This window comes from Thermodesulfomicrobium thermophilum DSM 16697, from assembly GCF_059568695.1.
Window position 1 is genome coordinate 128,757 of the sequence record NZ_JCANTW010000011.1, and the last position, 26,732, is coordinate 155,488.

Annotated in this window: 20 protein-coding genes; 19 read left to right on the plus strand and 1 reads right to left on the minus strand. The window is 61.7% G+C overall.

Features of this window, described 5'->3' with window-relative positions:
- Window positions 1-33: 33 nt before the first annotated feature.
- Window positions 34-639 (minus strand): sulfurtransferase-like selenium metabolism protein YedF, encoded by a 606-nt coding sequence (gene yedF / locus BR00_RS01930; protein WP_496475930.1) that lies wholly within the window; start codon window positions 637-639, stop codon window positions 34-36.
- 83 nt (window positions 640-722) lie between these two features.
- Here yedF and BR00_RS01935 point away from each other — a divergent pair, with 83 nt between their 5' ends.
- From BR00_RS01935 to der, 19 genes are all read left to right on the plus strand, one after another.
- The gene (locus BR00_RS01935) at window positions 723-1,400 is read left to right on the plus strand and encodes a lysophospholipid acyltransferase family protein (protein WP_496475931.1); all 678 of its coding nucleotides are present in this window, start codon (window positions 723-725) and stop codon (window positions 1,398-1,400) included.
- On the plus strand, window positions 1,393-2,259 hold the full coding sequence (locus BR00_RS01940) for a lysophospholipid acyltransferase family protein (RefSeq protein WP_496475932.1): 867 nt from the start codon (window positions 1,393-1,395) through the stop codon (window positions 2,257-2,259). The genes BR00_RS01935 and BR00_RS01940 overlap by 8 nt, the downstream gene beginning before the upstream one ends.
- Before the next feature lie 57 nt (window positions 2,260-2,316).
- Window positions 2,317-4,041: a methyl-accepting chemotaxis protein gene (locus tag BR00_RS01945; RefSeq protein ID WP_496475933.1), complete on the plus strand. Its 1,725-nt coding sequence runs from the start codon at window positions 2,317-2,319 to the stop codon at window positions 4,039-4,041.
- Window positions 4,042-4,125: 84 nt separating this feature from the next.
- Window positions 4,126-4,428: an STAS domain-containing protein gene (locus BR00_RS01950; RefSeq protein WP_496475934.1), complete on the plus strand. Its 303-nt coding sequence runs from the start codon at window positions 4,126-4,128 to the stop codon at window positions 4,426-4,428.
- Window positions 4,429-4,477: 49 nt separating this feature from the next.
- Complete coding sequence (locus tag BR00_RS01955) at window positions 4,478-7,690, plus strand: hybrid sensor histidine kinase/response regulator (RefSeq protein WP_496475935.1); 3,213 nt, start codon at window positions 4,478-4,480, stop codon at window positions 7,688-7,690.
- 9 nt (window positions 7,691-7,699) lie between these two features.
- Window positions 7,700-8,140 carry a chemotaxis protein CheW gene (locus BR00_RS01960; protein WP_496475936.1) on the plus strand — a complete coding sequence of 147 codons (441 nt, stop codon included), beginning with the start codon at window positions 7,700-7,702 and terminating at the stop codon, window positions 8,138-8,140.
- A gap of 13 nt (window positions 8,141-8,153) precedes the next feature.
- On the plus strand, window positions 8,154-9,224 hold the full coding sequence (locus tag BR00_RS01965; RefSeq protein ID WP_496475937.1) for a protein-glutamate methylesterase/protein-glutamine glutaminase: 1,071 nt from the start codon (window positions 8,154-8,156) through the stop codon (window positions 9,222-9,224).
- Window positions 9,225-9,244: 20 nt separating this feature from the next.
- Window positions 9,245-10,531, plus strand: a complete 1,287-nt coding sequence (locus BR00_RS01970) for a CheR family methyltransferase (RefSeq protein WP_496475938.1) — start codon at window positions 9,245-9,247, stop codon at window positions 10,529-10,531.
- A complete protein-coding gene (locus BR00_RS01975) occupies window positions 10,531-11,355 on the plus strand; it encodes a biotin--[acetyl-CoA-carboxylase] ligase (protein ID WP_496475939.1) in 825 nt (274 codons plus the stop codon). Before BR00_RS01970 ends, BR00_RS01975 begins: the two co-directional genes overlap by 1 nt.
- A 21-nt stretch (window positions 11,356-11,376) precedes the next feature.
- Complete coding sequence (locus BR00_RS01980) at window positions 11,377-15,057, plus strand: pyruvate carboxylase (protein WP_496475940.1); 3,681 nt, start codon at window positions 11,377-11,379, stop codon at window positions 15,055-15,057.
- Between the two features lie 187 nt (window positions 15,058-15,244).
- Window positions 15,245-18,778, plus strand: coding sequence for a PEP/pyruvate-binding domain-containing protein (locus tag BR00_RS01985; RefSeq protein ID WP_496475941.1), 3,534 nt, complete (start codon window positions 15,245-15,247; stop codon window positions 18,776-18,778).
- Window positions 18,779-18,835: 57 nt separating this feature from the next.
- Complete coding sequence (locus tag BR00_RS01990; RefSeq protein ID WP_496475942.1) at window positions 18,836-19,162, plus strand: hypothetical protein; 327 nt, start codon at window positions 18,836-18,838, stop codon at window positions 19,160-19,162.
- 21 nt (window positions 19,163-19,183) lie between these two features.
- Window positions 19,184-20,371 carry a phosphoglycerate kinase gene (locus BR00_RS01995; protein ID WP_496475943.1) on the plus strand — a complete coding sequence of 396 codons (1,188 nt, stop codon included), beginning with the start codon at window positions 19,184-19,186 and terminating at the stop codon, window positions 20,369-20,371.
- A gap of 9 nt (window positions 20,372-20,380) precedes the next feature.
- A complete protein-coding gene (gene tpiA / locus BR00_RS02000) occupies window positions 20,381-21,130 on the plus strand; it encodes a triose-phosphate isomerase (protein WP_496475944.1) in 750 nt (249 codons plus the stop codon).
- 15 nt (window positions 21,131-21,145) lie between these two features.
- Window positions 21,146-21,478: a preprotein translocase subunit SecG gene (secG, locus tag BR00_RS02005; RefSeq protein WP_496475945.1), complete on the plus strand. Its 333-nt coding sequence runs from the start codon at window positions 21,146-21,148 to the stop codon at window positions 21,476-21,478.
- 135 nt (window positions 21,479-21,613) lie between these two features.
- Window positions 21,614-23,308 (plus strand): 2-oxoacid:acceptor oxidoreductase subunit alpha, encoded by a 1,695-nt coding sequence (locus BR00_RS02010; protein WP_496475946.1) that lies wholly within the window; start codon window positions 21,614-21,616, stop codon window positions 23,306-23,308.
- A 2-nt stretch (window positions 23,309-23,310) separates the two neighbouring features.
- Complete coding sequence (locus BR00_RS02015) at window positions 23,311-24,162, plus strand: 2-oxoacid:ferredoxin oxidoreductase subunit beta (RefSeq protein WP_496475947.1); 852 nt, start codon at window positions 23,311-23,313, stop codon at window positions 24,160-24,162.
- Between the two features lie 87 nt (window positions 24,163-24,249).
- Window positions 24,250-25,287, plus strand: coding sequence for an S-methyl-5-thioribose-1-phosphate isomerase (mtnA, locus tag BR00_RS02020; RefSeq protein WP_496475948.1), 1,038 nt, complete (start codon window positions 24,250-24,252; stop codon window positions 25,285-25,287).
- Entirely contained in the window at window positions 25,284-26,630 is a 1,347-nt protein-coding gene (der, locus tag BR00_RS02025) for a ribosome biogenesis GTPase Der (RefSeq protein WP_496475949.1), read from the plus strand. The genes mtnA and der overlap by 4 nt, the downstream gene beginning before the upstream one ends.
- The last annotated feature ends 102 nt before the right edge of the window (window positions 26,631-26,732 follow it).

Sequence of the window (26,732 nt, forward strand, 5' to 3'; positions counted from 1 at the left end):
CGGGGTTACGGCGGCACGGGGAAGGCGCGCGGGTTAGCCGAGGGAAATGACTTTGTCGGCCACCTGCAGGCTGGTGACCACGTCGAGCATATTGGTGGTCTGCCCCACTTCTTTGGCCTGCATGAGGCCGAAAAACTCCAAGCAGGTGCCGCACACCAAGATTTCCACGCCACTTTGTTCCAGACGTCGCAAGATGTCCAGAGTCGGACTGGCGCTGGTGGCAAGGCGGACGCCGCCGTTGACGAGAATGATGCGCCACAGGCTTTGTCCCATCTCCGGCAGGGTGGAGAGAAAATTGAACATGAGCTTCGCCCCGAGCTCGTCACTCCCCTGGCCGATGCGGTCTGTAGTGAGAAACACTACATGCTTGGGCGCGGCGCATGCGCAGTCCGCGGTTGCCGCTGATGCGTGCGCTTGAGCGGCGTCGCCTTGGGCTGTGGCTGTGATGCGCCAGCCGTTTTCCACGCGCTCCGGCGCAGCCACCTGCATGCCTTGGCTGGTGAGAAAGCGGGAAACATTGTCTTTGGCCGCGTCATTATCCACGTACACTGTGAGCGTCTGCGGGGCATGGGCGGCCAAAACCTCCTTGCAGCGCAGTACTGGTTTGGGGCAGGGTTCGCCTTCGCAATGCAGTTCCATGAGTTGCCTCCGTTCATTGGGGATGAAGAAAGGCGCAGGGTAGCGCCTCTCGGAGAGCGGTCAAATAGATTGAACCAATGCGTATGGCTAAAAAAAAGTGGGTATCTTCAATGGTTGCCCGGGCGAAGACGCCTGGCTCTGCCCGCGTGCTGGCGCGGGCGCTGGCGCCGTTGGTGCGGGTGTGGTCGGCGTCGCTCCGCTATCAGTTGGTGCATGGGGAGCGGTTTTCCGCGCTGTATGGGGCAGGGCCTTTGGTGGCGGCGCTGTGGCATGATGAGCTCTTTCCCTTCATCGCCCTGCATGGCCGCCATGGTATGGTCTGTGTGGTGAGCCAAAGCTGGGATGGTGAGCTCTTGGCTCGGGTGCTTGTGTCCTTTGGCTTTGGCACGGCCCGGGGATCGAGCTCCCGGGGGGGAGTGAAGGCGCTGCGGGCGGCCCTGCGGCAGCGGGAAGGAGGATCGGGTGTGGTGCTGACGGTGGACGGCCCTCGGGGGCCTCGGCACGTGGCCAAGCCCGGGGCGGGATTCGTGGCCCGCGCCCTGGGGGCCCGGGTGTTGCCGGTGCGTGCCTTCATGCACCCGGTGGTGACCTTTGCCTCCTGGGACCGCTTTCAATTGCCGCTGCCTTGTGCCCGGTGCACCATTGTGTATGGGGAGCCGCTGGCACCGCCGGCTGCAGGCGAGGACCTCGATGCCTACAGCCAGCGTCTCACCGCAGCCTTGGAGGCCATCGCCATGCCTTCGGAGGGGCGTGATGCATGACGTTTGGGGGACATGCGGGGCGGCGCTGGGCACCCGACTTCCCGCGCCCTGGGTCGCTTCCCTGGGCAGTGCCTTGGGGCGGGCCTTGTGGTGGCTTTTGCCCAAGCGCCGGGGCCTTGCCTGCGCTTCGGTGCATCGGCGCCTGGGCGTGTCAGGGCCTGCGGCCGAGCGCATTGCGCGGGAGAGTTTCCGGCATACGGGCATGGCCTTTGCCGAAATCTTCCAAGGCCGAGGCACCGGGCCGCGGTTTCTGCACGAACAGGTGATCGTCGAGCGCCCGGATCTCCTGACTGCCCTTTTTTCCAGCACTCGGCCCGCGGTGGTGGTGAGCGGCCATTTGGGGGCCTGGGAGCTCTTGGTTGCCCTCATGGCCTTGTTTCCGCACCGTCCTGCGTGCCAGGTGGTGGTGCGGCTGCCCAAGAGCCCGTTTTTGCGCGGCCTTATCCTCCATGCCCGCAATCAGGCCCGCATCCGTACCGTGGGGCATCGGGACGCCAGCGCCGGGGTGCTCGCCATGCTGCGCGCTGGAGGGCTCGCCGCCTTTTTGGTGGATCACCATTGCCGCCGGGCCGAAGCCGAACGGCTGCCGTTTTTGGGGCGGGAGGCATCGGTCAATCGGGGCCCGGCGCTCCTTGCCGTACGGGCCAAGGCCGAGGTGTGGCCGCTTTTTTTGGTAAGAGAGCCCAAAATTGGGAGTTTTCGCTTGCTTCAAGAAAGCCCCTTGGATACTCGGGGGCTTACGGGTGAGCCTACGGCCAGGGTGCGGGCCGTATGCCGGTTCTACACCCAGGCCGTGGAGCGCGCCGTGCGTCGCTACCCGGAACAGTGGCTGTGGCTGCATCGGCGCTGGAAGGCATGAGTCCCGCCTGGCGGGTACGTGTTGGATATGAACGATAAAAGATTGCCGGAGGTCACGATGTTCGCGCGAATCGGTCTTGTGTGGAAAGTCCTCTTCATTGTCCTTCTTGGTCCGGCGGTGACCGCGGTTGTTTTGTTTTTCCAGCATGTGGCGCGCATCCAGCAAGACGCCGTGGATGCCCGCATCGAAGAGAGCCGCTCCATCGTCATGATGGCCGAAGGAGTGCGTGAAACCATGGCGCATAAGCTTTCCCTCGACGTGCTGCGCCCCTTTGACGAGTTGCGTTCGGACCCGGCCCGTCTTTTGGAGGCAGTGCCTATCGTGACCGCCATGAACACCGCCGCGGCCGAGGCCAAGGAGGCGGGCTACGAGTTTCGTGTGCCCAAGGTGAGTCCGCGCAACCCCAAAAACGAGCCCAACGCTTTGGAGCTCAAGGTGCTCGAAGAGCTCAAGGCCACGGGTGCTCCGGAAAAGGTCATCGTGGAGAAGGATCGCATCCTCTATTTTCGCCCCATCCGCCTCACCCAGGAGTGCCTCTACTGCCATGGGGATCCCAAGGGCGAAAAAGACCCTACCGGTGGGGTCAAGGAAGGCTGGAAAGTCGGCGAGATCCACGGGGCTTTCTCCGTCATCATGTCCATGGACGCAGCCAATGCCGCGGTGTGGCAAAGTGCGGTGCGTCTGGGGCTGGAGACTCTGGGGATCCTGGCTTTGGTCGGCGCCATCGCCTGGTTCTTGGTGCGCCGCGGCGTCATCCGTCCCCTGGTGCAGACCGGCGCCTATCTGGATCGCCTGGCCGCCGGCGACATGACCTCCACCATCCCTGTGGAGCGCGAGGATGAGATCGGCCTGATGCAGCGCAACCTCAACGCCATGGCGCAAGGGCTGCGTTCCATCGTTCAGGATATCGTGGCCCGCTCCCGCACCCTTATCGGCGCTTCCGCGGAGCTGGAGACCATGGCCGACACCTTGCTTGCCCGCTCCAAGGATTTGGCCAGCCGCTCCCACACCGTGGCCACCGCTTCGGAAGAGATGAGCGTCAACATGAACAACGTCGCCGCAGCCATGGAGCAGGCGTCCACCAACGTGAGCACCGTGGCCGCGGCTTCGGAGGAGATGAGCGCCACTATCCATGAGATCGCCGGGAACACTGAAAAGGCTCGGGAAGTGACCCAACGGGCGGTGACCACCGCCACCTCGGCTTCTCAGCGGGTGCACCAATTGGGCGAAGCCGCCCAGGAGATCGGCAAGGTCACCGAGACCATCGCCGCCATCTCCGCCCAGACCAACCTCCTTGCCTTGAACGCCACTATCGAGGCTGCCCGGGCCGGAGAGGCGGGCCGTGGTTTTGCGGTAGTGGCCAATGAGATCAAAGAACTGGCCAACCAGACGGCCCGGGCCACCGAGGACATCAGCCACCGCATCGAGGGCATCCAATCCTCGGCCGGGGCCACGGTGGCGGAGATCAATCAGGTCATGGCGGTCATCGAAGAGGTCAACGCCTTTGTGGCCACCATTGCCGCGGCGGTGGAAGAGCAGAGCGTGACCACCAGGGACATCGCCCAGAACGTGGCCCAGGCCTCCCAGGGGCTGCAGGAGGTCAACGAAAACGTGGCTCAGGCCTCGTCGGTAACAGGCGAAATCGCCCAGGATATCGTCGGCGTCAACGAGGCTTCGGGATCCATTTCGGTGAGCAGCACCCAGCTCAAGCAGCATGCGGAAAATTTGACGCTCTTGGCCCAGGCCCTGCAGTCGCTGGTGGAGCGGTTCCGGGTGGAGTAAGTCGCGGACCTGCTCGGGGGTGCGTTGTCAGCTGTGGGTAAAAACGCTACACCGCCTTGTGAAACTTGGCTTGAGGAGGCAGATATGTCAGAAGTGGTGCATGACGGCGAGGTCATCGAGGTCAAACTGGACAAAGATATCGTTTCCACCACGGTGGAAGCCATCAAGACGGAGTTGGTGGACCTTGTCGCCTTCAAACCAGCGGAACTGCGCCTGAACCTTGCGCAGGTCCAACTGGTGGATTCCATGGGTATCGGCGTGCTGGTGGCTACCCACAATTCCTTGAAGAAAAACGGCGGGGCCTTGCGTCTGACGCACGTACCCTCGCCTGTGGCCAAGCTCTTGCGCTCCATGCGTCTGGACCGGCATTTCACGGTGGAGGAGTAGGGCGGGCTTGCCGGACCGCTTCTTTTCCCAAAATCCAAGGAGAAGCCTCATGATGATGGATGACGAAACTCTCGGCATGTATGTGGAAGAGGCCATGGAGCACCTCGCCGATATTGAGAACGATCTTTTGGCCATCGAGCAGGCCGGGGCGGATATCGACGAGGAACTGGTCAACAAGGTCTTTCGTGCTGCCCACTCCATCAAGGGAGGCGCTGGATTCTTGGGCCTGTCCAAGATCAAGGACTTGGGGCACAAGATCGAAAATGTCTTGGACTTGATCCGCAACCGGGAGCTGACGCCCACCCCGGACGTGGTCAATATCGTGCTCCTCGCCTTCGACAAATTGCGCGACATGATCGCCTCCGCAGCCACGAGCAATGATGAGGATATCGAAAGCCACATCGCCGCGCTCACCGGGATCGTCACCGGCGGCGGCCAGCCGGCGGCCCAGGCCGCGGTGGAGACTTTGGTGGACATCCAAAATCCCCAAGGGCGTTCCGTGTTCGCGGTGTCTCGCTTCGATCTCGAACAGGCGACCAAAGGGGGAAAGAACCTCTACTTGCTGGAATTCGATCTCATTCACGACATCGAAGCCAAAAAGAAGACCGCCTTGGATGTGCTCAAGAACTTGGAGACCACGGGGACTATTATCGATGTCAAGCTCGACTTGGAAGCCGTGGGCGATCTGGAAGGCGGTGATTTTTCCAATCGCATTCCGCTCTACGTGCTTTTTGCCTCCATCATCGAGGCGGACATCATGCCCGCGCTTCTGGATTTGAATCAGAGCGCCATTCATGCTGTGGATCTGGCCTCGGCCCCGGCGGCTTCGGCCCCGGAGTTCGCCCAGGAGCTTTTGGAGACCACGCCTCCCACGCCGGAGGAGGACCGCACCGACGACCTCGTGAAAGAGCTGTTTTCGGCGGATACCTTGGCGGCAGCCGTGGAGTCCCCTGCGCCTCAAGCGGGTCCTGCTCCTGCGGCCTCATCTCCTGCGCCGACGCCGCCCCGTGCGCCGGAAGCGCCCAAGCCTTCGGCTCCGTCGAAACCTGCGCCAGCCGCGGCGGCAAGCGAGCCAGAACCAGCGTCGGCAGATGCCGCCCCCAAACCCGGCGGCAAGACATTTACCCAGTCCGAGACCTTGCGGGTGCATGTGAGCCTTTTGGAGGACCTCATGAACCTGGCCGGAGAGCTGGTGCTCAGCCGCAACCAGCTCATGCAGGCCATCTCCTCCAACGTCCTGCATCAGATCCAAGTGGCCGGGCAGCGCATCGATTTGGTGACCTCGGAGTTGCAGGAAACCATCATGCTCACCCGCATGCAGACCATCGGCACCATCTTCAACAAATTTCCGCGAGTGGTGCGGGATTTGGCCCGCTCCTTGGGTAAGCAGATCGATCTTCAATTGGAAGGCAACGAGGTCGAGCTGGACAAGACCATTATCGAGGGGTTGGGTGATCCCTTGACGCATTTGGTGCGTAATTCCGCCGACCACGGCATCGAGACACCGGAAGAGCGCACCGCCAAGGGGAAAAGCCCCACCGGCACCATCCTCCTCAAGGCCTATCACGAAGCGGGCCAGGTCATTGTGGAGATCATCGACGATGGTCGCGGCCTCAATACCGCCAAAATCGTGGAAAAGGCCGTGGCCAAGGGGCTCATCACCGCGGAGCAGGCCCGTGGCATGAGCGAAAAGGAGAAAGCCAACCTGATTTTTCTGCCGGGACTCTCCACCGCAGAGAAAGTCACCGATGTCTCCGGCCGCGGCGTAGGCATGGATGTGGTGAAGTCCAATCTCGATCAACTGGGCGGTCAGGTGGATATCGAGACCCAACCGGACAAGGGCACCACCATTCGCATCAAACTGCCCTTGACCTTGGCGATCATTCCGAGCCTTCTCGTTTCCGTGGGCGAAGAGCGCTTCGCCGTGCCTCAGGTCAATGTGGACGAACTGTTGCGTGTCCCGGCCCAGAGCATCGGCGAGCGTATCGAGTTGGTGGGAGACGCGGAGGTCCTCATTTTGCGCGGTGAGCTCATCCCCTTGGTCTATCTCTCCAGTGTGCTCAATTTGGGGGACGAGTTTTCGTCGGCGGCGCGCATGGTGGGGCATGTGCTTCGTGGCGAGCCGGCGCCGGAAAAACCCGTGGACATCAATCTGGTGGTCGTGTCCGCCGGGCAGTTCCGCTATGGCTTGGTGGTGGACGAACTGCATGACTCGGTGGAGATCGTGGTCAAGCCTTTGGGGCGGCACTTCAAGGAATGCCAGGGCTATGCCGGGGCCACCATCATGGGCGATGGTCATGTGGCTTTGATCCTGGATGTAGCAGGTCTGGGCCGCTTGGCGGATCTCAGCATTACCGCCGGCTTGGAGCAGAAGAGCGTCGCCTTAGCCAAGGAAGAAGCGGCCAAGGGCGTTCGGGAAGATCGCATTTCGCTCTTCACCTTCCGCAATACTCCGACAGAACACTGTGCCGTGCCCTTGGATTTGGTGGCTCGGGTGGAGCTCATCCAGGCCAAGGACATCGAGGAAGTCAGCGGTCGCCGGGTGATCAAATACCGCGGCGGCAGTCTCCCGGTCTTTTCTTTGGATCAGGCGGCCAATGTGGGCATGCTGGAGCTTTCCGGTGAATTGGTGGTCATTGTCTTTTCCATCAACGGTCACGAGATCGGGCTCTTGGCATCGCCGCCGGTGGACGCCATGGAGCTGGACGTTGCCATTGATGCCTTTACCCTGCGCCAGCCCGGTATCAGCGGTTCGGCCATCATCGGCGAGCATACGACGCTCATCGTAGACATCTACGAGTTGGTGCAGACCCTGCAGCCCGATTGGTTCGTGGAACGCACCGCCTTGCTGCCGGATGCGGGTGGTGACGGCGAAGTAGGGGTGCCCAACCTTTTGCTGGTGGAGGATTCCGAATTCTTCCGCAACCAAGTACGGCGGTTTTTGGAGACGGACGGCTACACCGTGGAAACTGCGGAAGACGGCCTGGTGGCCTGGAACATGCTCCAGGCAGATCCGGATCGCTACGACCTCGTGGTCACGGATATCGAGATGCCCAACATGGACGGCTTCCAGCTGGCGGAACAGATTCGTAGCGACGCCCGCTTTACAGGCTTGCCTATCGTTGCGCTCACGTCCTTGGCCAGCGAGGAAGATCAGGCCCGAGGCAAGGCGGTGGGCATTGATGCCTATGAAATCAAGTTGGACAAAGACCGTCTGCTGCAGTCCATTTACGACTGTCTGCAACGCTACGCTGCCGCATAAGGAGGCTCCATGAAAACGCAACAAAGCGGTCCGCTTCAGATGTCGTGCTTTTATGTGGGATCCGCCCTGTGTGGTATCGATATCCGCGTCATCCAAGAGATGAACAAGCAGATGGAGATGACCCGGGTTCCTGGTGCTCCGTCGTATGTGCTCGGCATCATGAATTTGCGCGGCCGTATCGTCACCATCATCGATCTGGGCAAGAAACTGGGCCTCGGTGAGTCGAAGAAGACGGAGCAAAGTCGCATCATTATCGTAAATTCCCGGGAAGAAAACATCGGCCTTTTAGTCGATCGTATTGCGGATGTCGTAACGACGCGGTGGGAAGATGTTGATCCGACACCTTCCAACATCAAGGGTATCAAAGGGAAATATTTTCATGGAGTGTGCAAGGCCGGAAAAGAACTGGTCGCTATTTTAGACATCGATGCGGTCCTTGGTGACGAGTAACCCGGGAGATAACATGCCCATTCGTGTTCTTGTGGTGGACGACACCATCATGTACCGGAAAGTGGTGTCGGATATCCTTGCAGAAGTCCCTGATGTGGAAGTGGTGGGCACCGCCAATAACGGTCAGATCGCTCTGTCGCGTATTGCCTCGGTGCAGCCCGACCTCATCACTTTAGATGTCGAGATGCCGGTGATGAATGGCTTGGAGCTGTTGGAGGAAATGCAGCGTCGCGGTTTGGACGTGGGTGTCATCATGCTTTCCACCCTGACCAAGCGGGGCAGTGAAATCACGCTCAGGGCCTTGGAATTGGGGGCGTTTGACTTCATCACCAAGCCTGACGCCGAGGACCGGGACCAGGCGGTGCGGGAGTTGCGCAGCGCCCTTGTGCCGCGCATCAAGGCGTACGCCAAACGGATGGAAGTGCGGCGGCTGCTGCGGTCGCGCCCGACGCCGTCGCCGACAACTGCTCCAGCAGCCAAGCCTTCCGTGGCTCCACTGGCCCGGCGAGTAGGAAAATCCAAGGCTGTGGCCATTGGTGTGTCCACCGGCGGTCCCAATGCCTTGGCGCAGATGCTCCCCAAGCTTCCCAAGTTGGGAGTGCCTATCTTTTTGGTACAGCACATGCCGCCGGTGTTTACCAAGTCTCTTGCCGAAAGTCTGGACGCCAAATGCGCCTATACGGTGCGGGAGGCCGAACACAACGAAATCGTGGTGCCGGATACCATCTATATCGCTCCAGGGGGCAAGCAGATGCGTGTTGCTTCGGGGAGTGCCGGTCTGAAGGTCATCCAGATCACGGACGATCCGCCGGAGAACAATTGCAAGCCTTCGGTGGATTACCTGTTCCGCTCCGTGGCCCGGGAATATGGGGCGTTGGTTACCGGTGTTATTATGACCGGCATGGGCGGCGATGGCACCCTCGGGCTCAAGGTCATGAAGAGCTTTGGCGCGGTTACCATTGGCCAGGACGAGGCGTCCTGCGTGGTGTATGGCATGCCGAAGATGGCCATTGAAGCAGGCGTGGTGGATATCGTTACCCCGCTGGACCGTATTGCGGAAGAGATCGTGCGTACGGTGCGTTAGAACGCCTGAACGGGATGCCTATGGTGGCGATTACTGCCGATGAAATCAGCACGCTGACCAAATATGTCTACGCGTTGTGCGGCGTGGCCTTGGATGCGAGCAAGGCATACCTGTTGGAGTCACGCTTCAAGCCGTTGCTTTCCAAGTACGGCCTGTCGTCCTACATGGAGCTCTACCAGAAGGCCGTTGCGGACAAGAGCGGGGAGATGGAGAAGGATATCGTCAGCGCCATTACTACCAATGAGACGCTGTTTTTCCGCGACAATTCTCCCTTCGAGGTCTTCAAGCACAAAATCCTGCCAGACATTATCGATGCCCGCTCCAAGATGTATGCAGGTCGGCCGATCCCTATTCGTATCTGGAGTGCGGCCTGTTCCACGGGTCAGGAGGTGTACAGCATCGCCATTGCGCTCATCGAGACTTTAGGCCGCTTGGACCGCTATCAGATTTCCATTTTGGGTACGGATATCTCGGACGAAGCCATCGCTAAAGCAAGTTACGGCAAGTACAATAAGTTTGAGATCGAACGCGGCTTACCCATGAATGTTTTGCACCGCTATTTCACGTCCACCGGGGATGGATGGCGCATCAAGGATGAGATCCGCGCCATGGCGGTGTTCAAGAAATTCAATCTCATGAAGCCGTTTACCGGCCTGGGCCGTTTTGACGTGGTCTTTTGCCGCAACGTGGCCATCTACTTTACGCCTCAGGACAAGCGGGCCGTGTTCGAGAAGATCGCCGGCGTGCTCGAGCCGGACGGCGCCCTCATCATTGGATCCACCGAATCCCTTTCCGGGGTGACGACGATGTTCGAACCGCGGCGGTATATGCGCGCCGTGTTTTACCAGTTGGCTGGAACTCCGCGTCCGGCCGCCGCGAGCACAGCACCGCCGCAGCCTGCGGCCTTTTCTGCTCCTTCCCCGCCGCGGCCGGTGTCTCCGCCTCGCCCGTCGGTGACCGGCGCCTCCCGGCCTGCCGCTGCGCCGCCACGGGGAGCCCCCGCCTCCGTTGGGCCGAGACCACCGGCGCAGAAGGCGTCTCCTTCGCCTCCGCCGTCACCAGGCGTGACCACGGCTATGCGGCAGCCTACACCCCCGTTGCCGCGAGAGCCTGAAACGGTCGCCGTGTCCACGCCTGCGCCAGCATCTGTGGAGCAGGAGGCTGCGGCGCGTCCTGCCCCACCGCGCCGCCAGGCACCGCCGCCACCAACGCGGCGCCTGCCTCCTCAAGGACCTCCGGCGGACAAGGTGGCCTTGAAGAAACTTCTCATGCAAAAAAAGGCTGCCAAGAAGGCTGGTGCTGCCTGATGCCTCTCTGCCTTGACTGGGATGACGACGCCCTTGGTGTCCCCCTGCGTCCAGAAGACTCGTTGTGGCAGGCCATGGGATGTGCGGATCCTGGCTGGCCTGGACCGGAGCGGGTGAGAGTGCTTGCGGCCTGTTCTTCGACCTTGGACGTGGCCTGGCAGTTGGTGCGGCGCGGAGAGCTCGCCCCGTGGGATTCGGTGCTATGCGCCCGCCAATGGGCAGGCCGAGGGCAGATGCGGCGGTCGTGGGCTTCACCGCCAGGAAATCTCTACGCCAGCGTGCGGCTGCCGAAACTCTCTTCTGCCTGGGAGCCTCTGATTTCCCTCATGGTGGGGTTCGGGATGCGCCAAGGATTGGGGCAGGAAGCCGTACGTCTCAAGTGGCCCAACGACCTGGTTTTGGAAGGGAAGAAACTCGGCGGGATTCTTCTGGAAGAGCGCGACGGCGTGCTCGTGGCCGGTATTGGCATCAATCTTGTTTCCGCCCCCCAAATCGAGGAGCTTCGGTCCGAAGCAGCTCTCCCCGCAGGGAGGCTTCCCGCGCCGTGCCCGCCGGTTTTGGGCCTGTGGCGGCAACTTGTGCATGGGCTTCGTCTCTGCTACGAGACGATTCCTGCCTCCACGAGCCCTGCGGTATGGTGTTCTTCCCTTTCTTCCTGTTTGGCCTGGCATGGCCAATGGGTTCAGGTCGAAGATCATCGATCATCGATTTGTGGTATTCTTTGTGGCGTGGCCACAGAAGGAGCCTTGCGTTTGATGCTCCCTGGAGGCGAAGAGGCGCGGATCACCAGTGGATCGCTGCGACCTGTGTCCCCTAATTCATAGAGCGATTTTGAGGAGAAAGAGATGGCGCGCACCTTCGATGCGGTTGTCGAGGAACTTCGTGGAAAAAAAATCTTGGTGGCCAACCGGGGGATCCCGGCGCGGCGGATCATGCGTTCCATCAAGGAAGTTTTCCATGCAGTACCTCTGGTGACGGCTACGGATGTAGACAAGACCGCCCCGTATACGGCTTCGGCCCATGAGCTCTTGCTTTTGGGGGAAGACCACCGGGCGTATTTGGATATTCAGACTATTGTGGCCAAGGCCAAATCGAGAGACGTGATCGCCATTCATCCCGGGTGGGGGTTTGCCTCGGAAGACGACAATTTCCCTCGGGTCTGCGCAGATGCAGGCATTGTTTTTATCGGCCCCACTGCCGAGGCCATGCGGCTTTTGGGGAACAAGGTCGAAGTGCGGCGACTTGCCAAACGATTGGATATCCCGGTGGTGCCTGGCTCCGAAGGGGCGGTGAGTATTGAGGAGGCCCGGGAGGTGGTCCGGCAGCTCGGACTGCCGGTCATGCTCAAGGCCGAAGGCGGCGGCGGAGGCCGCGGTATTTACGAGGTGTTCGACGAGGAGCAATTGGAAGACTCCTTCGTCAAGGCCTCGGCCTTGGCGCAGGCCTCCTTCGGCAACCCCCGGCTCTACGTGGAGCGCCTGCTCACCTCGGTACGCCACATCGAAATCCAGGTGATCGCCGACAAGTACGGCAATGTCTTCGCCTTTGATGAACGCGACTGCACCATCCAGCGTAACCACCAAAAGCTGGTGGAAATCACCCCCTCGCCGTGGGCGGGCATGACGCCCGAGTTGCGCGCCCGCCTCAAGGACTATGCCCGTCGTTTGGTGCAGGCTGTAGGGTATTATTCTTTGTGCACGGTGGAGTTTTTGGTGGACCGTGAGGGGCGTCCGTACCTCATCGAGGTGAACACCCGCTTGCAGGTGGAGCACGGCATCACCGAATGCCGCTACGGTATCGATCTCGTAGAAGAGCAGATCGCCGTTGCCTTTGACGCCGAGCTGCGGCTGCGGGAGGAGGAAGTGCTCCCGCATAGCTGCGCTATCCAGGTGCGTATCAATTGTGAGGATCCTCAGCAGAAATTCGCCCCCAACTCCGGCCGTATCACCCGCTACATCTCGCCGGGTGGTCCTGGAATCCGGGTGGATTCATGTGTGAGCAGTGGCTATGAGTTTCCTTCGCAGTATGACTCCGCAGCCTCGCTGCTCATTGCGTATGGTCGGGACTGGACCAAGGTGTTGGGGACCCTGGAACGGGCTTTGGGCGAGTACATCATCGGCGGCCTCAAGACCACCATCCCGTTCCACCGGCAGGTGATCGCCCATCCCCGCTTCCGCAGCGGCGACTACGACACCACTTTTGTGGATACGACCCCGGAGCTCATGGACTACCGGGACCCAGAGCCGGAGGCCATGCGCCTTGCCCGCTTGGTGGCGGAAATTTCCGCCTGGGGTTATAACCCGCACCTGAAGCTGGGCGAATACCGCACCCGTGACAGTGTCCGCATTGGTCCCTTCCGGCCGAGCCTGCCGCGCATCGAACCGGAATACTACCGCTATCCCTACCCGCGTGGGGACCGCGACGCCATTCTCGATTTCATTCGTGATTCCGGGTACGTGCATTTTTCCGACACCACGTGCCGCGACATCACGCAGTCCAACTCCGGCAATCGCTTTCGCTTGGCCGAGGACCGCATCATTGGTCCATATCTGGACAACTGCGGGTTCTTTTCCTTGGAGAACGGTGGCGGCGCCCATTTCCATGTGGCCATGCTTGCCAACATGACCTACCCGTTCACCGAGGCCAAGGAGTGGAACGCCTTTGCCCCCAAGACCCTCAAGCAAATCCTTATTCGCTCCACCAATGTGCTTGGCTACAAGCCCCAGCCGCGCAACCTCATGCGCCGTACCGGCGAGATGATCTGTGAGCACTATGACGTCATCCGCTGTTTCGATTTTCTCAATCACATCGAAAACATGCGCCCGTTTGCGGAAGTAGCGCTCGCCTCCAAGAAGAATATCTGGGAGCCGGCCATCTCGCTCTCGTGGGCCCAGGGGTTTGACGTGCCGCACTATCTGGGCGTGGTGGAAGAGATCATCGCCATGACCGCCGAAGTGGCGGGGTGTTCCAAGAAGAAGGCGGAAAAGCTTATCATCTTGGGTCTCAAGGACATGGCCGGGGTGTGTCCGCCCCGCTTCATGACCGAGCTCGTTTCCTCCATCCGCAAGGCCTATCCGGACCTCGTGGTGCATTACCACCGGCATTACACGGATGGACTCTTTGTGCCTGCAGTGGCTGCGGCGGCCCAGGCCGGGGCGCATATCGTCGACACGGCCATCGGCGCGGCGGTGCGCTGGTATGGCCAGGGGGAGGTGCTGTCCACCGCGGCCTACATCGAAGAGTTGGGCATGAAGACCAATCTCAACAAAGAGATGATCCGCACCGCAGGCTTTGTCCTCAAGCAGATCATGCCGTACTACGACCGCTATACTGCGCCGTATTTTCAAGGCATCGATTACGACGTCGTCGAGCATGGCATGCCCGGTGGGGCGACATCGTCCTCCCAGGAAGGGGCGATGAAGCAAGGCTACATCCATCTCTTGCCGTACATGCTCAAGTTCCTTGCCGGCACCCGCAAGATCGTGCGCTACCACGACGTGACTCCTGGATCGCAAATTACCTGGAATACGGCGTTTCTTGCAGTGACTGGCGCCTTCAAGCGCGGAGGCCGCAAGGCGGTGCGGCGGCTTTTGCATGTGCTCGAACAGGTTGTGAGCACTCCAGAGGATCAAGTGTCCGAAGAGCTGCGTCGCGACCGGCTCATGATCTATCAGGACGCCAACGATGCCTTCCGGGATCTCTTGCTTGGAAAATTTGGTCGTCTCCCCTTGGGTTTCCCGCCGGACTGGGTCTATGCTTCGGCTTTTGGGACAGACTATCACGATGCTCTGGCGCGGCGCACGGAGCGCTCTCCCCTGGTGAATCTCCCGGATGTGGACATGGCCGCGGAAACCCGCGCTTTGACCGAGCATATCGGCCGGACCCCAACGGAAGAAGAGATCGTCATGTACCTCAATCATCCCGGCGACGCCCTCAAGACCATCCAATTCGTGCGGACCTATGGCGATGCCAACAACTTGCCGTTGCATGTCTGGTTCGAGGGGCTGCCGGTGGGGGAGAAGCTTCTCTTCCGCGATAGCCTCGGCAAGCACCATGAGCTCGTCATCACGCATATCGCTCGGCCTGACGATCACGGTATGAGCCTGGTCGCCTACAGCCTGGATTCCGAATTTTTCAGCATGCAGGTCAAGGTTGCCGAAGGCACGGCCAAGGACGATGGCGGCGTGGAGATGGCTGACCCCGCCAACCCCTACCATGTGGCTGCGCCTTCCAACGGCGACCTCTGGGTCATGCACGTGAAGCCGGGCGATCTGGTGAAAAAAGGGGAGGAGATTTGCAACATCTCCATCATGAAGCAGGAAAAGGCCGTGCTCGCGCCGGTGGACGGCATGGTGGAGCGCGTACTGAAATTCGCTGATTTCCATGAAGACAAGAAGATGGTACCGGTCAAGGAGGGAGAGCTTCTCGTGGTGCTCGTGCCCGCCCCCAAGAAATGCCCCACCTGCGGCATGGCGGTCACCCGCGAGGACTACCGTTTCTGCCCCGGGTGCGGCCAGAAAGTGTAGTATGCACAAGGGTAGCTTTTTACTAAAGCTGCCCTTTTTGGTGTCGTCAAGGGCTGGTGTGCTGCTTTTTTTTGTGGCAGATTCAGCAGGAAACATGCTGGCACCCGCAGCGCCCTAAGGAGTGCACATGGCAAAAAAAGCCCACAAAACGAAAACCCCTTCCACGGAGCAGGCACAAGGAGCCGCTATGGATATGGAACAGACGGAGGCCTTGAAGGCCCAGCTGGTCCTCACGGGCAAGGATATCGTTGCCATTGGTGAGGAGGCCGAGCTTCTCGTTGGTGGCAAGAACTACAACACTGCCATCATCAGCACCATCGACGGCATTCGCGCCCCACAATTTCGGGCCATTTCTTCCATCGCTTTCCATAAGATTCTCGACGAGACCAAAGTCAATGCCGCAGTGGTACGCTCTACCGTAGACCGCGCGTACGAGTCCGTGGATTGGTCTTCGCCTGAGGTGAACCGGGATGCGGGCTTTTTGCAGAAGTTTGTACGCCGCATTGCCCAGGACATTCGAGAGAATCCCAAGCGTCATGAAGGCACCCTCATCCGCCTGCGCACCTTCATCAATAACGTGGTGGAGGGGTTTGCGGTCTCTCCGGAAGGCATCGACCAGCTGCGCAAGCGCTCGGTGCTGGTGCAGGCGGCCATCCTTTCCGTGGATCTGCCCAAGGAAGTGGAGATGGCGGTACGCCAGGCCTATCAGGACATCTGCCGTGAAGCGGGCTTGGAAAACGAGCCTGTGGCCGTGCGTTCTTCGGCTGCTGGCGAGGATAGCCGCAAAAAGGCCTTTGCCGGCCTCCAGGATACCTACCTCAATATCGTCGGCGAGAACGACGTAGTACAGGCCTACCATTGGGACTGCGCTTCGGCCTATAATTTGCGCTCTATGACCTACCGCCGCGAGGCCATCTTGGACGCCGTGGCCCGGGCAGAGCAGACTGGCGACGATTCCATCGCGACCAAGGCCAAGCAGGAGTGGGCCATCGAGAACACCTCCCTTTCCGTATGCATCATGCGCATGATCAACCCGGTGATTTCCGGGACGGCCTTTTCTGCAGACACGGCCACCGGCTGCCGCGGCACCACTCGCAATGACTTGGTCTCCATCGATGCGAGCTACGGCCTGGGCGAGGCCGTGGTAAGCGGCATGGTGACACCGGACAAATTTTACGTGTACCAGCGCGAAGACGGCCAGGAAGTGGTCATTCGCTTCATGGGCTGCAAAGACAAGCGCATCGTGTACAAGGAGTCGGGCAAGGGCACCAAGGTGGAAGCCGTGCCCGAGGAGATGATCTACCGCTGGTCGCTTTCCTTGGCGCAGGCCGAGGCCGTGGCCAAGGGGGTGCGCCGCATCAGCCAGGCCTACGGTGGCATGATCATGGACTCGGAGTTTTGTATCGACCAGTGGGATCGCCTGTGGTTCGTGCAGGCCCGGCCTGAGACCCGCTGGAACGAGGAGCTGGAAAAGCATCCCCATTCCATCTTCATGCGCCGCAAGGAAGTGGACCCCACGGCTTTGCTCCGGGCCGAAGTACTCCTGGAGGGCAATGGGGCCTCCCGCGGCGCGGGGCAGGGCAAGGTGCGGTTTTTGCGTTCTGCCTTGGAGCTCAACAAGATCAACAAAGGCGACGTGCTTGCCGCGGACCGCACCGATCCGGATATGGTGCCAGGCATGCGCATCGCGTCCGCCATTTTGGCCGACGCAGGCGGGGACACCAGCCATGCGGCCATCACCTCTCGGGAGCTGGGTATCCCGGCGGTCATCGGCATCAAGCGTCTGGAGAAGCTGCGGGCCCTGGACGGTCACGAAGTGACGGTGGATGGCTCCCGCGGCAAGGTGTACCGCGGGCTTTTGCCCTTGGTGGAAGTGGGCGGCGAAATCGACGTGAGCAAGCTTCCGGCCACCAAGACCAAAATTGGCCTCATCCTCGCCGATGTGGGCCAGTCCATGTTCCTTTCCCGTCTGCGCGATGTGCCCGATTTCGAAGTCGGTCTGCTGCGGGCCGAGTTCATGCTCGGCAACATCGGCGTGCATCCCTTGGCGCTGGAAGCCTATGACAAGGGGACGTTGCAGCAGACGGTTCAGGCTAAGCTTGCGGAGATGGAGCGCGACCTGACCAAACTTCTTGCCGAGCAGATGGCATCCGGGATCGCCACGCTGGATATCAAGCTGCGGGCGTATGTGGGCACGGTGACCGGGCTTTCGCGCCAAATGGAAGAGCTTACGGAACGGGAAGGATCCAAAGGCACGGATGAAGTGCTCGCCTTGCACCGCCAGCTACGAGAGCTCGACAAACAATTGGACGTATATCTCGAGTATGCCACCCAGCGCCTCGAAACCCTCAAGACATCCAACGATCTGGCGACCCACGTGGCCATCATCATGGGGTATGCCGACGAGTTGGAGGCTCTGGGGAGTGATGTGGCGTCCCAGCGCCGCCGGGCGGAGATCGAAGAGAGCATCCAGGCGCAGGTGGAGCGCGTTAAAGATGACCCCATGGTGCAGGATGTCCTGGCGCGCATTACTGCCCTGCGAGAGGATATGGCCCGCAAAGCGGGCTTGGCCCAGGAGATGGAATTCGTGCGCACCTTGCCCCAGAAGATCGCGGAGATTCTGCGCTCCCGAGGGGTGCGCAGCGGCAAGGAGCTCTACGTCCAGGGCCTGTCCCAGGGTCTCGCGCTTTTTGCCATGGCCTTCCACGGTCGGCCCATCGTCTACCGCACCACAGACTACAAAACCAATGAATACCGCAATCTCTTGGGCGGCTCTCTGTTCGAGGCCTACGAGGACAACCCCATGCTCGGCTACCGCGGCGTGTCCCGCCAGGTGCACGACTGGGAGATCGAGGCCTTCAAGCTGGCGCGCGGGGTGTACGGCGGCACCAACCTCCATCTCATGCTGCCTTTCGTGCGCACCTTGGAGGAGGCCCGCTCCATGAAGCGCTACCTGGCGCAGGTGCACAACTTGCGCTCCGGCGATCAGGGGCTCAAACTCATCCTCATGAGCGAGATTCCGAGCAATGCCATTCTCGCCAAGGAATTCATCAAGGAGTTCGATGGGTTTTCCATCGGCTCCAATGATATGACCCAGCTCGTCCTGGGTACGGACCGCGACAACTCGCGGCTGCGTCACATCTACGACGAGGAAGACCCGGCGGTGGTGTGGGCTATTCTCACCACCATCTTTACGGGTCAGAAGTACGGGAAGAAAATCGGTTTCTGCGGGCAGGGGGTTTCCAACTCCAAGATCGTGCGCGGGCTCGTGTGCATCGCCGGGATCGTTTCCGCATCGGTGGTGCCGGACACCTACCAGCAGACCAAGTTCGACGTGGCCGAAGTAGAGGCGGAGAACATCCCCGTGGAACGCTTGGGCGCGTGGCTCTCGGAACAGCACTTGGCCCGGCTCCACACCCTGATGCAGGAGAACCATTACGGCCACATCCTGAAAAAAAGCACTTCGGCGGCAGACCTCATGGACTGGTACGAAGGGGAGCTGGCCCGGCTGCACGAGCAACTCCAAAACCACCTGGGCACCATGAAAGAAGACTTCTACCGCCAGGAATTGACGGCTTTTCGTCGCACGTTCCATAAACCAGTGATCTATGCCAATTGGGATTGGTCGCGCACCGTGGAGGACGCTTTGCATCACGCAGGCTTTGCCTCTTTCGCGGAGCAGGCCGAGGCGCTTGCCCGGCAGCGCGAAAACGAGTGGTAGTGCTGGGGGAGGCCACGCGGCCTCCCCAGCTGTGTGGACAATCCCGAGGAGTTGTCTATGGGGCGGTGGGTCGGAGTAATGCTGGTGCTTGGCCTTGTGGGCTGTACGCAGGAAGCCCAGAACCAATTAGGCCGAGCCATCCAGAACTGGACAGGGACCAACGGGGTGCTGGAAATTTATGCCGGCAACACTTTGGTCAAACGGTTTTTGCAGATCGACAAGCTCTCCACAGCCATGGGCACTTCGGACCGCAGCGCCCGAGAGTACCGCTTCGGGTATGGCGTGCTCGATGCCAATCTCAACGGCGTTGCGGATCCTGGAGAGCGGCGTATCTATTTTGAAGTCTCTAATTATTGCACGTACGTTTTTTATGAACAGCCCTAAAAACGTGGGGAGGAGGTTGGCATGCTGTTTTTGAAGGATGTTTCTCTGGCCGGTGCGCGGGTGCTCCTTCGCGTGGACTATAATGTGCCGCTCAAAGACGGCCACATTGTCGACGACAACCGCATCGTGCAAAGCCTTCCCACGGTGCGGCACATCCTTGACGCCGGGGCAAGCCTCATCATCTGCTCGCATTTGGGCCGCCCCAAAGGGGTTGCGGATCCGGCTTTCTCTCTTGCCCCGGTGGCTGAGCGTCTGAGTGCGCTTCTCGAGCGGCCCGTGGAGCTCGTGCCGGAAGTGGTGGGGGCGCAGGCGAGCAGCCGGGCGGCGCAGCTTCGGCCCGGTGAGATCCTCATGCTGGAAAACCTGCGGTTCCACCCCGGGGAAACCAAGAACGACCCGGAGCTCAGCCGACAATTGGCCGCACTGGCCACAGTATATGTCAATGACGCCTTCGGGGCCTCGCACCGGGCCCATGCCTCGGTGGTGGGGGTGACGGAGTTTGTGGACGTGTGCTGCGGTGGACTGCTGCTGGAAAAGGAGTGGCGCTATCTCGGCGAGGCCCTCAAGGACCCCAAGCGGCCCTTCGTGGCCGTCATCGGTGGCGCCAAGGTTTCCACCAAGCTGGGGATCCTGCACAATCTTCTTTCCCGGGTGGATGCGCTCATCGTGGTGGGCGCCATGGCAAACACCTTCCGCAAGGCCCAGGGTTTTGGCGTGGGCTCGTCGCTGGTGGAAGACGACCTGGTGGACGAGGCCGCCCAGATCATGCTCGCAGCCAAGGAACGTGGGGTACGGTTTTATCTGCCCGTGGACTTTATCGTGGGTACGGACCCCAAGGCCACGACGCCGCTTGGAGTCTGCACTTATCAGGATGTCCCGGACAACGCCATGGTCCTGGACAGTGGCCCGGCTTCGCATACCTTGTTCTCCGAGGTGGTGCGGGATGCGGGCACCGTGGTGTGGAACGGCCCCTTGGGGGCTTTCGAGAATCCGGCCTTCGCCCAGGGTACGGAAAATTTCTGCCGCGTGGTGGCGGCACTTCCGGCGCTCACCATCATCGGCGGCGGAGACACCAACGTCGTCATTCAGCGACTGGGATTGACTGACAAGTTTTCCTTCATTTCCACCGGTGGTGGGGCGTTTTTGGAGTTTCTGGAAGGCAAGACCCTGCCGGCCTTTGCCGCCCTGGAAGCCAAAGCCCGCCGCTAAGGAGTGCGTATGCCGAAACTCATCGCTGCCAACTGGAAGATGTACAAGACCTTGGCCGAGGCCGAGACTACGGCCCGGGAACTGGCCGCCACCCTTGCCGGGCGCATCCCTGCGGACCGCGAGGTGCTGGTCTGCCCGGCCTTTGTGCACTTGCCCGCCTTGGCCAGGACCTTGCAAAGTGCAGATATCCGACTTGGGGCACAGGATCTGTATCCGGCCGAGGAAGGGGCCTTTACCGGGGAGGTGGCGCCGCGCCAGCTTATGGACGTGGGCTGTAGCTACGCCCTGGTGGGGCACTCGGAGCGTCGGCATGTCTTGGGCGAAAAGGACGCCTTTGTGGCGCAAAAGACCGCCTTTGGCCTGGCTGCGGGGTTGCATATCATTTTGTGTGTGGGGGAGACGTTGGAAGAGCGTCGGGCCGGGCAACTGGAGGCCGTGCTCACGCGGCAGATCACCTCTGCCGTGACGGACATTCCTCAGGACGGGGCGGCACGGATCACCATCGCCTACGAACCGGTATGGGCCATTGGCACCGGGGAAGTCGCCACCCTGGAGGACATCGACGCCGCCCACGCCGTGGTGCGACGCCTGCTTGAGGAAACCTTGGGCGAGGCAGGACGCAGCGTACGGATTTTGTATGGCGGGTCCGTCAAGCCGGACAACGCCGGCGCCATTCTTGGGCTTGACAATGTGGACGGCGTCCTCGTAGGCGGCGCCAGCCTTGAGGCGTCAAGTTTCAGTAAAATCGTTTTGGCCTGAGGCTACGGAGGACTCGTGAACCCACTTATCGTAACCATTCATATCCTTGCCTGCATCACCTTGGTGGTGTTGGTCCTTTTGCAATCGGGCAAAGAAGGTATGGGCGTGATTTTTGGCGGGGGGAGCTCCTCGCTTTTTGGCGCCTCCGGCGCTGGAGGTCTTTTGGGCAAGATTACTGCCGGCGCGGCAGTGGTCTTTTTCCTCACCACCATGACCTTTACGTATCTCAGTGCCCAGCAGCACACCAAGCCCAAGGAATCCGTGGTGCTGGAGGTCCCGGTCACTCCGGAGCCCCAGACTCCCGCGCCCATAGCGCCTGGACCCACCGCGCCCACACCGGCGCAGTAATCCGCGACCCCGCCACTCCGGCGGGGTTTTTGATTCTGGAGGGCTGGGTTTTTCTCCGCTCTATTCTTGCTCAACTGAGGTGGACTGTGGCATGAGGCACGAGCAGAAGCACATCCAATACCAAGGAGAAGACTCGTGCGTACATCATGCAATCTCATCGTGGGGGGCGCCGCGGGCCAGGGCTTGGACTCTGCGGCCCTGATGTTGGCAAGGGCGCTGGTGCGCTCCGGCTGGTTCGTCCTGGCGGCTCAGCACGTCATGAGCCGGGTGCGCGGCGGCCACAACAACGTCCGGCTGCGCATCGCCGCAGAACCCATCGAGGCCCCGGCCGACACCTTTCATCTCCTCGCCGCCATGACCGAAGAGTCCGTGGCGCTGCATCGGGGCCGGCTTGCGCCTGACGCGGTGATCCTGGTCGATAGCGCTTGGAAGCTGCCTGCCGAGCCCGGTCTTGTGGCCATCCCGTTTCATGAACTGGCCCGTCGCCCGGTGTACTATAATACCGTGCTCTTGGGGGTGATCTCGGCGTTTCTGGGCCTTGAGGAATCGGTCCTGGCGGAGCTTTTGCGCGAGCAATTCGCTGCCAAAGGTGAAGACACGGTGGCCGCCAATCTCGAGGCCTTGCGCCACGGCCGCCAGTGGGGCGAGGCGACGGGGCGGCGGCTTCCCATGCCTGATCCCGCTCCGGCAGAGCAGCCGCGGTTGGTGATGAACGGCAATCAGGCGGCCTGCCTGGGCGCCGTGGCCGCAGGGGTGGGATTTTGCGGCTACTACCCCATGAGCCCGTCCACGTCGTTGTCCGAGGCCCTTGCCTGGGCCGGGGCGGACGCCGGCATCGTGGTGGAGCAGGCGGAAGACGAGATCGCTGCGGCCAACATGGCCGTGGGCGCGGCCTACGGTGGGGCGCGGGCCATCGTGCCCACCTCGGGAGGCGGCTTTGCCCTCATGACCGAGGCCGTGAGCCTGGCCGGGATCATGGAAGCGCCGGTGGTGTTCTTTGTGGCCCAGCGCTCAGGCCCGGCCACCGGGCTTGCCACCCGCACCGAACAGGCGGATTTGGACCTGGTGCTCTATGCAGGGCACGGGGAGTTCCCTCGAGCGGTTTTTGCCCCGGATAGCCCGGAGAGTCTCTTCCGGCTCACCTACCAGGCCTTTGCCATGGCCGAGCGCGCCCAGACGCCGGTGTTCGTGCTTTCCGATGAGTTCTTGGCCGATGGCCTCTTTACCACAGAGCCCTTTTCCGTGGAGGGGCTGCCGCCGATCACCGAGCCGGATCTCTCCGACACCGACCCTGAGGGGTATGAACGCTATAGCCTGCGCATGGGCCCGGTGCCGCCGCGGCGCATCCCCGGCGCCGGCAGATCCCTGGTACTCTGGGACTCCCACGAGCACGAGCCGAGCGGCCACATCACCGAATCGGCGGAACTCCGCGTGGCCCAGCAGAATCGGCGGCTCCAAAAGCTTTCGGTGCTCAAGGAACAGGTGGTCCCGCCCGCCTATCTGGGACCCGAGAATCCGGACGTGCTTTTGGTATCCTGGGGGAGCCCTAACGGCGCGGTGCGCGAGACCGTAAGCACCCATGAGGGGCCGGGCACACTGGCCGCCCTCACCTTTACCCAAGTATGGCCGCTCGTTCCCGAGACCTTTCTGCCGTATCTCACGGCGGCCCACCGCGTGGTGGTGGTGGAAGGCAACAGCACCGGGCAATTTGCCCGGCTGCTCACCTGGGCGGCGGGCTTTTCTGCGCCGCACGCCATTCGGCGCTACGACGGCCGGGCCATGACGGTACAGTATATTCGCCAGGGGCTGCGCTCCCTGCTGGAGGGATAACCATGCTGGATACGACGATTTATGGTGAATTTCCGACTTCCTGGTGTCCTGGGTGCGGCAATCACGACATCCTGGCGGCCCTCAAGACGGCCCTGGCGCGGCTTGAGCTTGCGCCGCATCAATTCGCCCTGGTCTCGGGCATCGGTCAGGCGGCCAAGGCCCCGCATTATCTCCATGGTAACGGGTTTGCCGGGCTCCATGGCCGGGCCCTGCCTGCGGCCCAGGCCCTCAAGCTGGTTCAGCCGGAACTCACGGTGCTCGTGGAATCGGGCGATGGATGTACCTACGGCGAGGGTGGCAATCACTTTCTGGCCGCTATTCGTCGCAATGTCGACATCACCCTGCTTGTGCACAACAACCAGATCTATGGCCTCACCAAAGGCCAATCGAGTCCGACCTCCATGGTGGGGCACAAGACCAAAAACCAGCCCTTGGGTGTGTTGGATGCGCCCTTCAACCCCGTGGCCGTTGCCGTGGCCATGGGATGTTCCTTTGTGGCGCGCTCCTTTTCCGGCATGAAGGAGCATTTGGCCGAGACCATTGTGCAGGCGGTGCGCCACCCGGGCTTTGCCTTGGTGGACATCATGAGCCCATGCATCTCCTTCAACAAGGTCAACACCTTTGCTTGGTACAAGGACCGCTGCCAAGAGATTCCCGCCTCCCACGACCCCACGGACCAGGAAGCCGCCATGCGCCTGGCATGGGAGTTTGGAGAGCGCATCCCGGTGGGGGTGCTCTTCAAGCGACCATCCACGCCCAAGGACCGGACGTTGCCGGTCTGCCAGCAGGGGCCGCGCTACCGCCACAAGCCGGATCCGGCGGTGCTCTCGCGCCTTATGGCGGCCTTTGCCTAAGGGTTGCCAAGGGGTGGGGAGGCCAGGTAGCGGTGATGGGTCATGCCGAGCATGGCCCATCACTGTTTAGGGAACGAGGAATCCATCATGGAAGCACATATCGTTTTCGATCCGTCCACATGGACGCTCAAGCTGTTGGATCAGCGGCGTCTGCCCTGGGAGGAGACCTGGGTGGAGTGCCGCACTGTGGCCGACGTAGTCGCCGCCATCCGGCCCATGGTGGTGCGTGGCGCTCCGGCCATCGGCGTGGCTGCGGCCTATGGGTGCGCCGTGGCGTGCCGCGAGGTGGCTGCCCATGCCTCGTGGCGCACGGCGGTGGACGCGCTGCTTACAGATCTCGCCCAGGCCCGCCCTACGGCGGTGAATCTCTCCTGGGCCGTCGGGCGCGTGGCGGCGCGGATTGCCAAGGCCCCAGACCCAGAGGCAGCCGCCCTTGCGGCCTTGGATGAGGCCCGGGCCATTCACGAGGAAGACGTGGCCATGTGCCGTGCCATGGGACGCTTGGGGGCCGCGCTTTTGCCCCAGAAAGGCACGGTGCTCACCCATTGCAATGCCGGCGCCCTGGCCACAGGCGGCTATGGTACGGCCTTGGGGGTGATCCGGGCGGCGCGCGAGATGGGTAAAGACATCCGCGTGCTGGCCGATGAGACACGGCCCTTGTGGCAGGGGGCGCGCCTGACGGCCTATGAACTGGCTCGTGACGGCATCCCGGTGGAAGTCATCTGCGAAGGCGCCGCAGCGTCTATGATGGCCCGGGGGGAAGTGGACGCCGTCATCGTGGGCGCGGACCGTATTGCGGCCAATGGGGATACGGCCAACAAGATCGGCACGTTGGGCCTGGCAGTTCTGGCGCGGCACTTTGGCGTTCCCTTTTACGTGGCGGCCCCGCATTCGACCTTCGATCTCTCCATTGCGAGCGGCGCGCACATCCCCATCGAAGAACGGGCCGCGGAAGAAGTCACCCACCCCTGCGGCGGCCGCCTGGCCCCTGAAGGGGTGGGCGCGCGCAATCCCGCCTTCGATGTGACGCCCGCAGAACTCATCTCCGCCATCATCACGGAGCGGGCGGTGCTGCGGCCGCCCACGGCCGCTACCATTGCTCATATTTTGGGGGATCGGGTATGAAGCACCTGCCTCTGGTCGCCTTGGTAGGCCGCCCCAATGTGGGCAAATCCACCTTGTTCAACCGGTTGGTGGGCGAACGCGTCTCCATCACCCACGACGAGCCTGGGGTGACGCGCGACAGCATCTGGCGTGAAGTGCGCTGGGAAGAGCGCACCAGCATCCTGGTGGACACCGGCGGCATCCTCATGGATACCGACGACCCCTTGGCTCAAGACGTCTTTGCCCAGGCGCGGGAAGCCATGGCGGAAGCCCATGTGGTCGTCCTGGTGGCCGATGGCCGGGAAGGCCTGCATCCTCATGATGAGGCGGTGGCCGGCTTCTTGCGTCAAAGCGGCAAACCGGTGCTCGTGGTGGCCAACAAGGTGGACAGTCCGGAGCGCGAGGCGGTTTTGTGTTCCGAATTTCACGCCTTGGGCTTTCCGGTGGTGGGGGTGTCCGCGGCCCATGGCCACGGGGTTCGAGCCCTGCGGGAAGCCGTGGAAGCGATGCTCCCGGCCACAGAGCCCGTGGAAGAGGAGGACGAACCTGGTTTGCGTCTGGCGGTGGTGGGTCGGCCCAATGTGGGCAAGTCCTCCCTGGTCAATGCCTTGGTGGGGCAAAAGCGCCTGATTGTGAGCCCGCTGGCGGGGACCACCCGCGACGCCGTGGACGTGGAACTCGTGCGCGACGGCAAGCGCTACGTGTTCGTGGATACCGCGGGCATCCGCCGCAAGTCCCGGGTGCAGGAGAGCCTGGAGTATTTCTCGGTGCTGCGCTCCATGCAGGCGGCCAAGAGCGCGGACGTGACCATCATGGTGGTGGACGCCGCCTTTGGCGTGGTGGCGCAGGACAAGCGCCTGGCCGCGTTTTTGGAGCAGGAAAAGATCCCCTTCGTGTTGGTGGCCAACAAGATCGACTTGCTGGCCCGGGGAGAAGGACAGCGGGCGCGCCGGGCGGTGCAGGAGACTTTTGCCTTTCTCAACCACGCACCGCTGCTCTTTGCCTCCACCGTGACCAAGGCGGGGCTCGGCGGCTTGCTCCCCTTGGCCGAGCAGGTACACGCCCAAAGTCGGGTGCGGGTGCCGACCGGGGAGCTCAACCGTTTCGTGCGCTTCGCCACCGAACGCCAGCAGCCGCCGGTGGTGGGCGGCCGCCGGGGCAAGATCTATTACATGACCCAGGCGAAGACCGTGCCCCCGACCTTCGTGTTCTTCGTCAACGACCCGGCCGTCTTTCGTCAAAGCTACATGCGCTTTCTGGAAAACCAACTGCGCAAGGCCTTTGGCCTGGACAAGACCCCGGTGCGTTTGGTCCTGCGCAGCAGCCACGACCCGCAGGATTCCAAGACAAGCCGGCGGCGGTAGAGAACATTGAGGCCGCTATCGCAATTCCTAGGCGATGGTTTTGAACCTTATTCATCGAGATGACAAAGCCGTGATGCATCTTCCACACACACAGAATGTTTC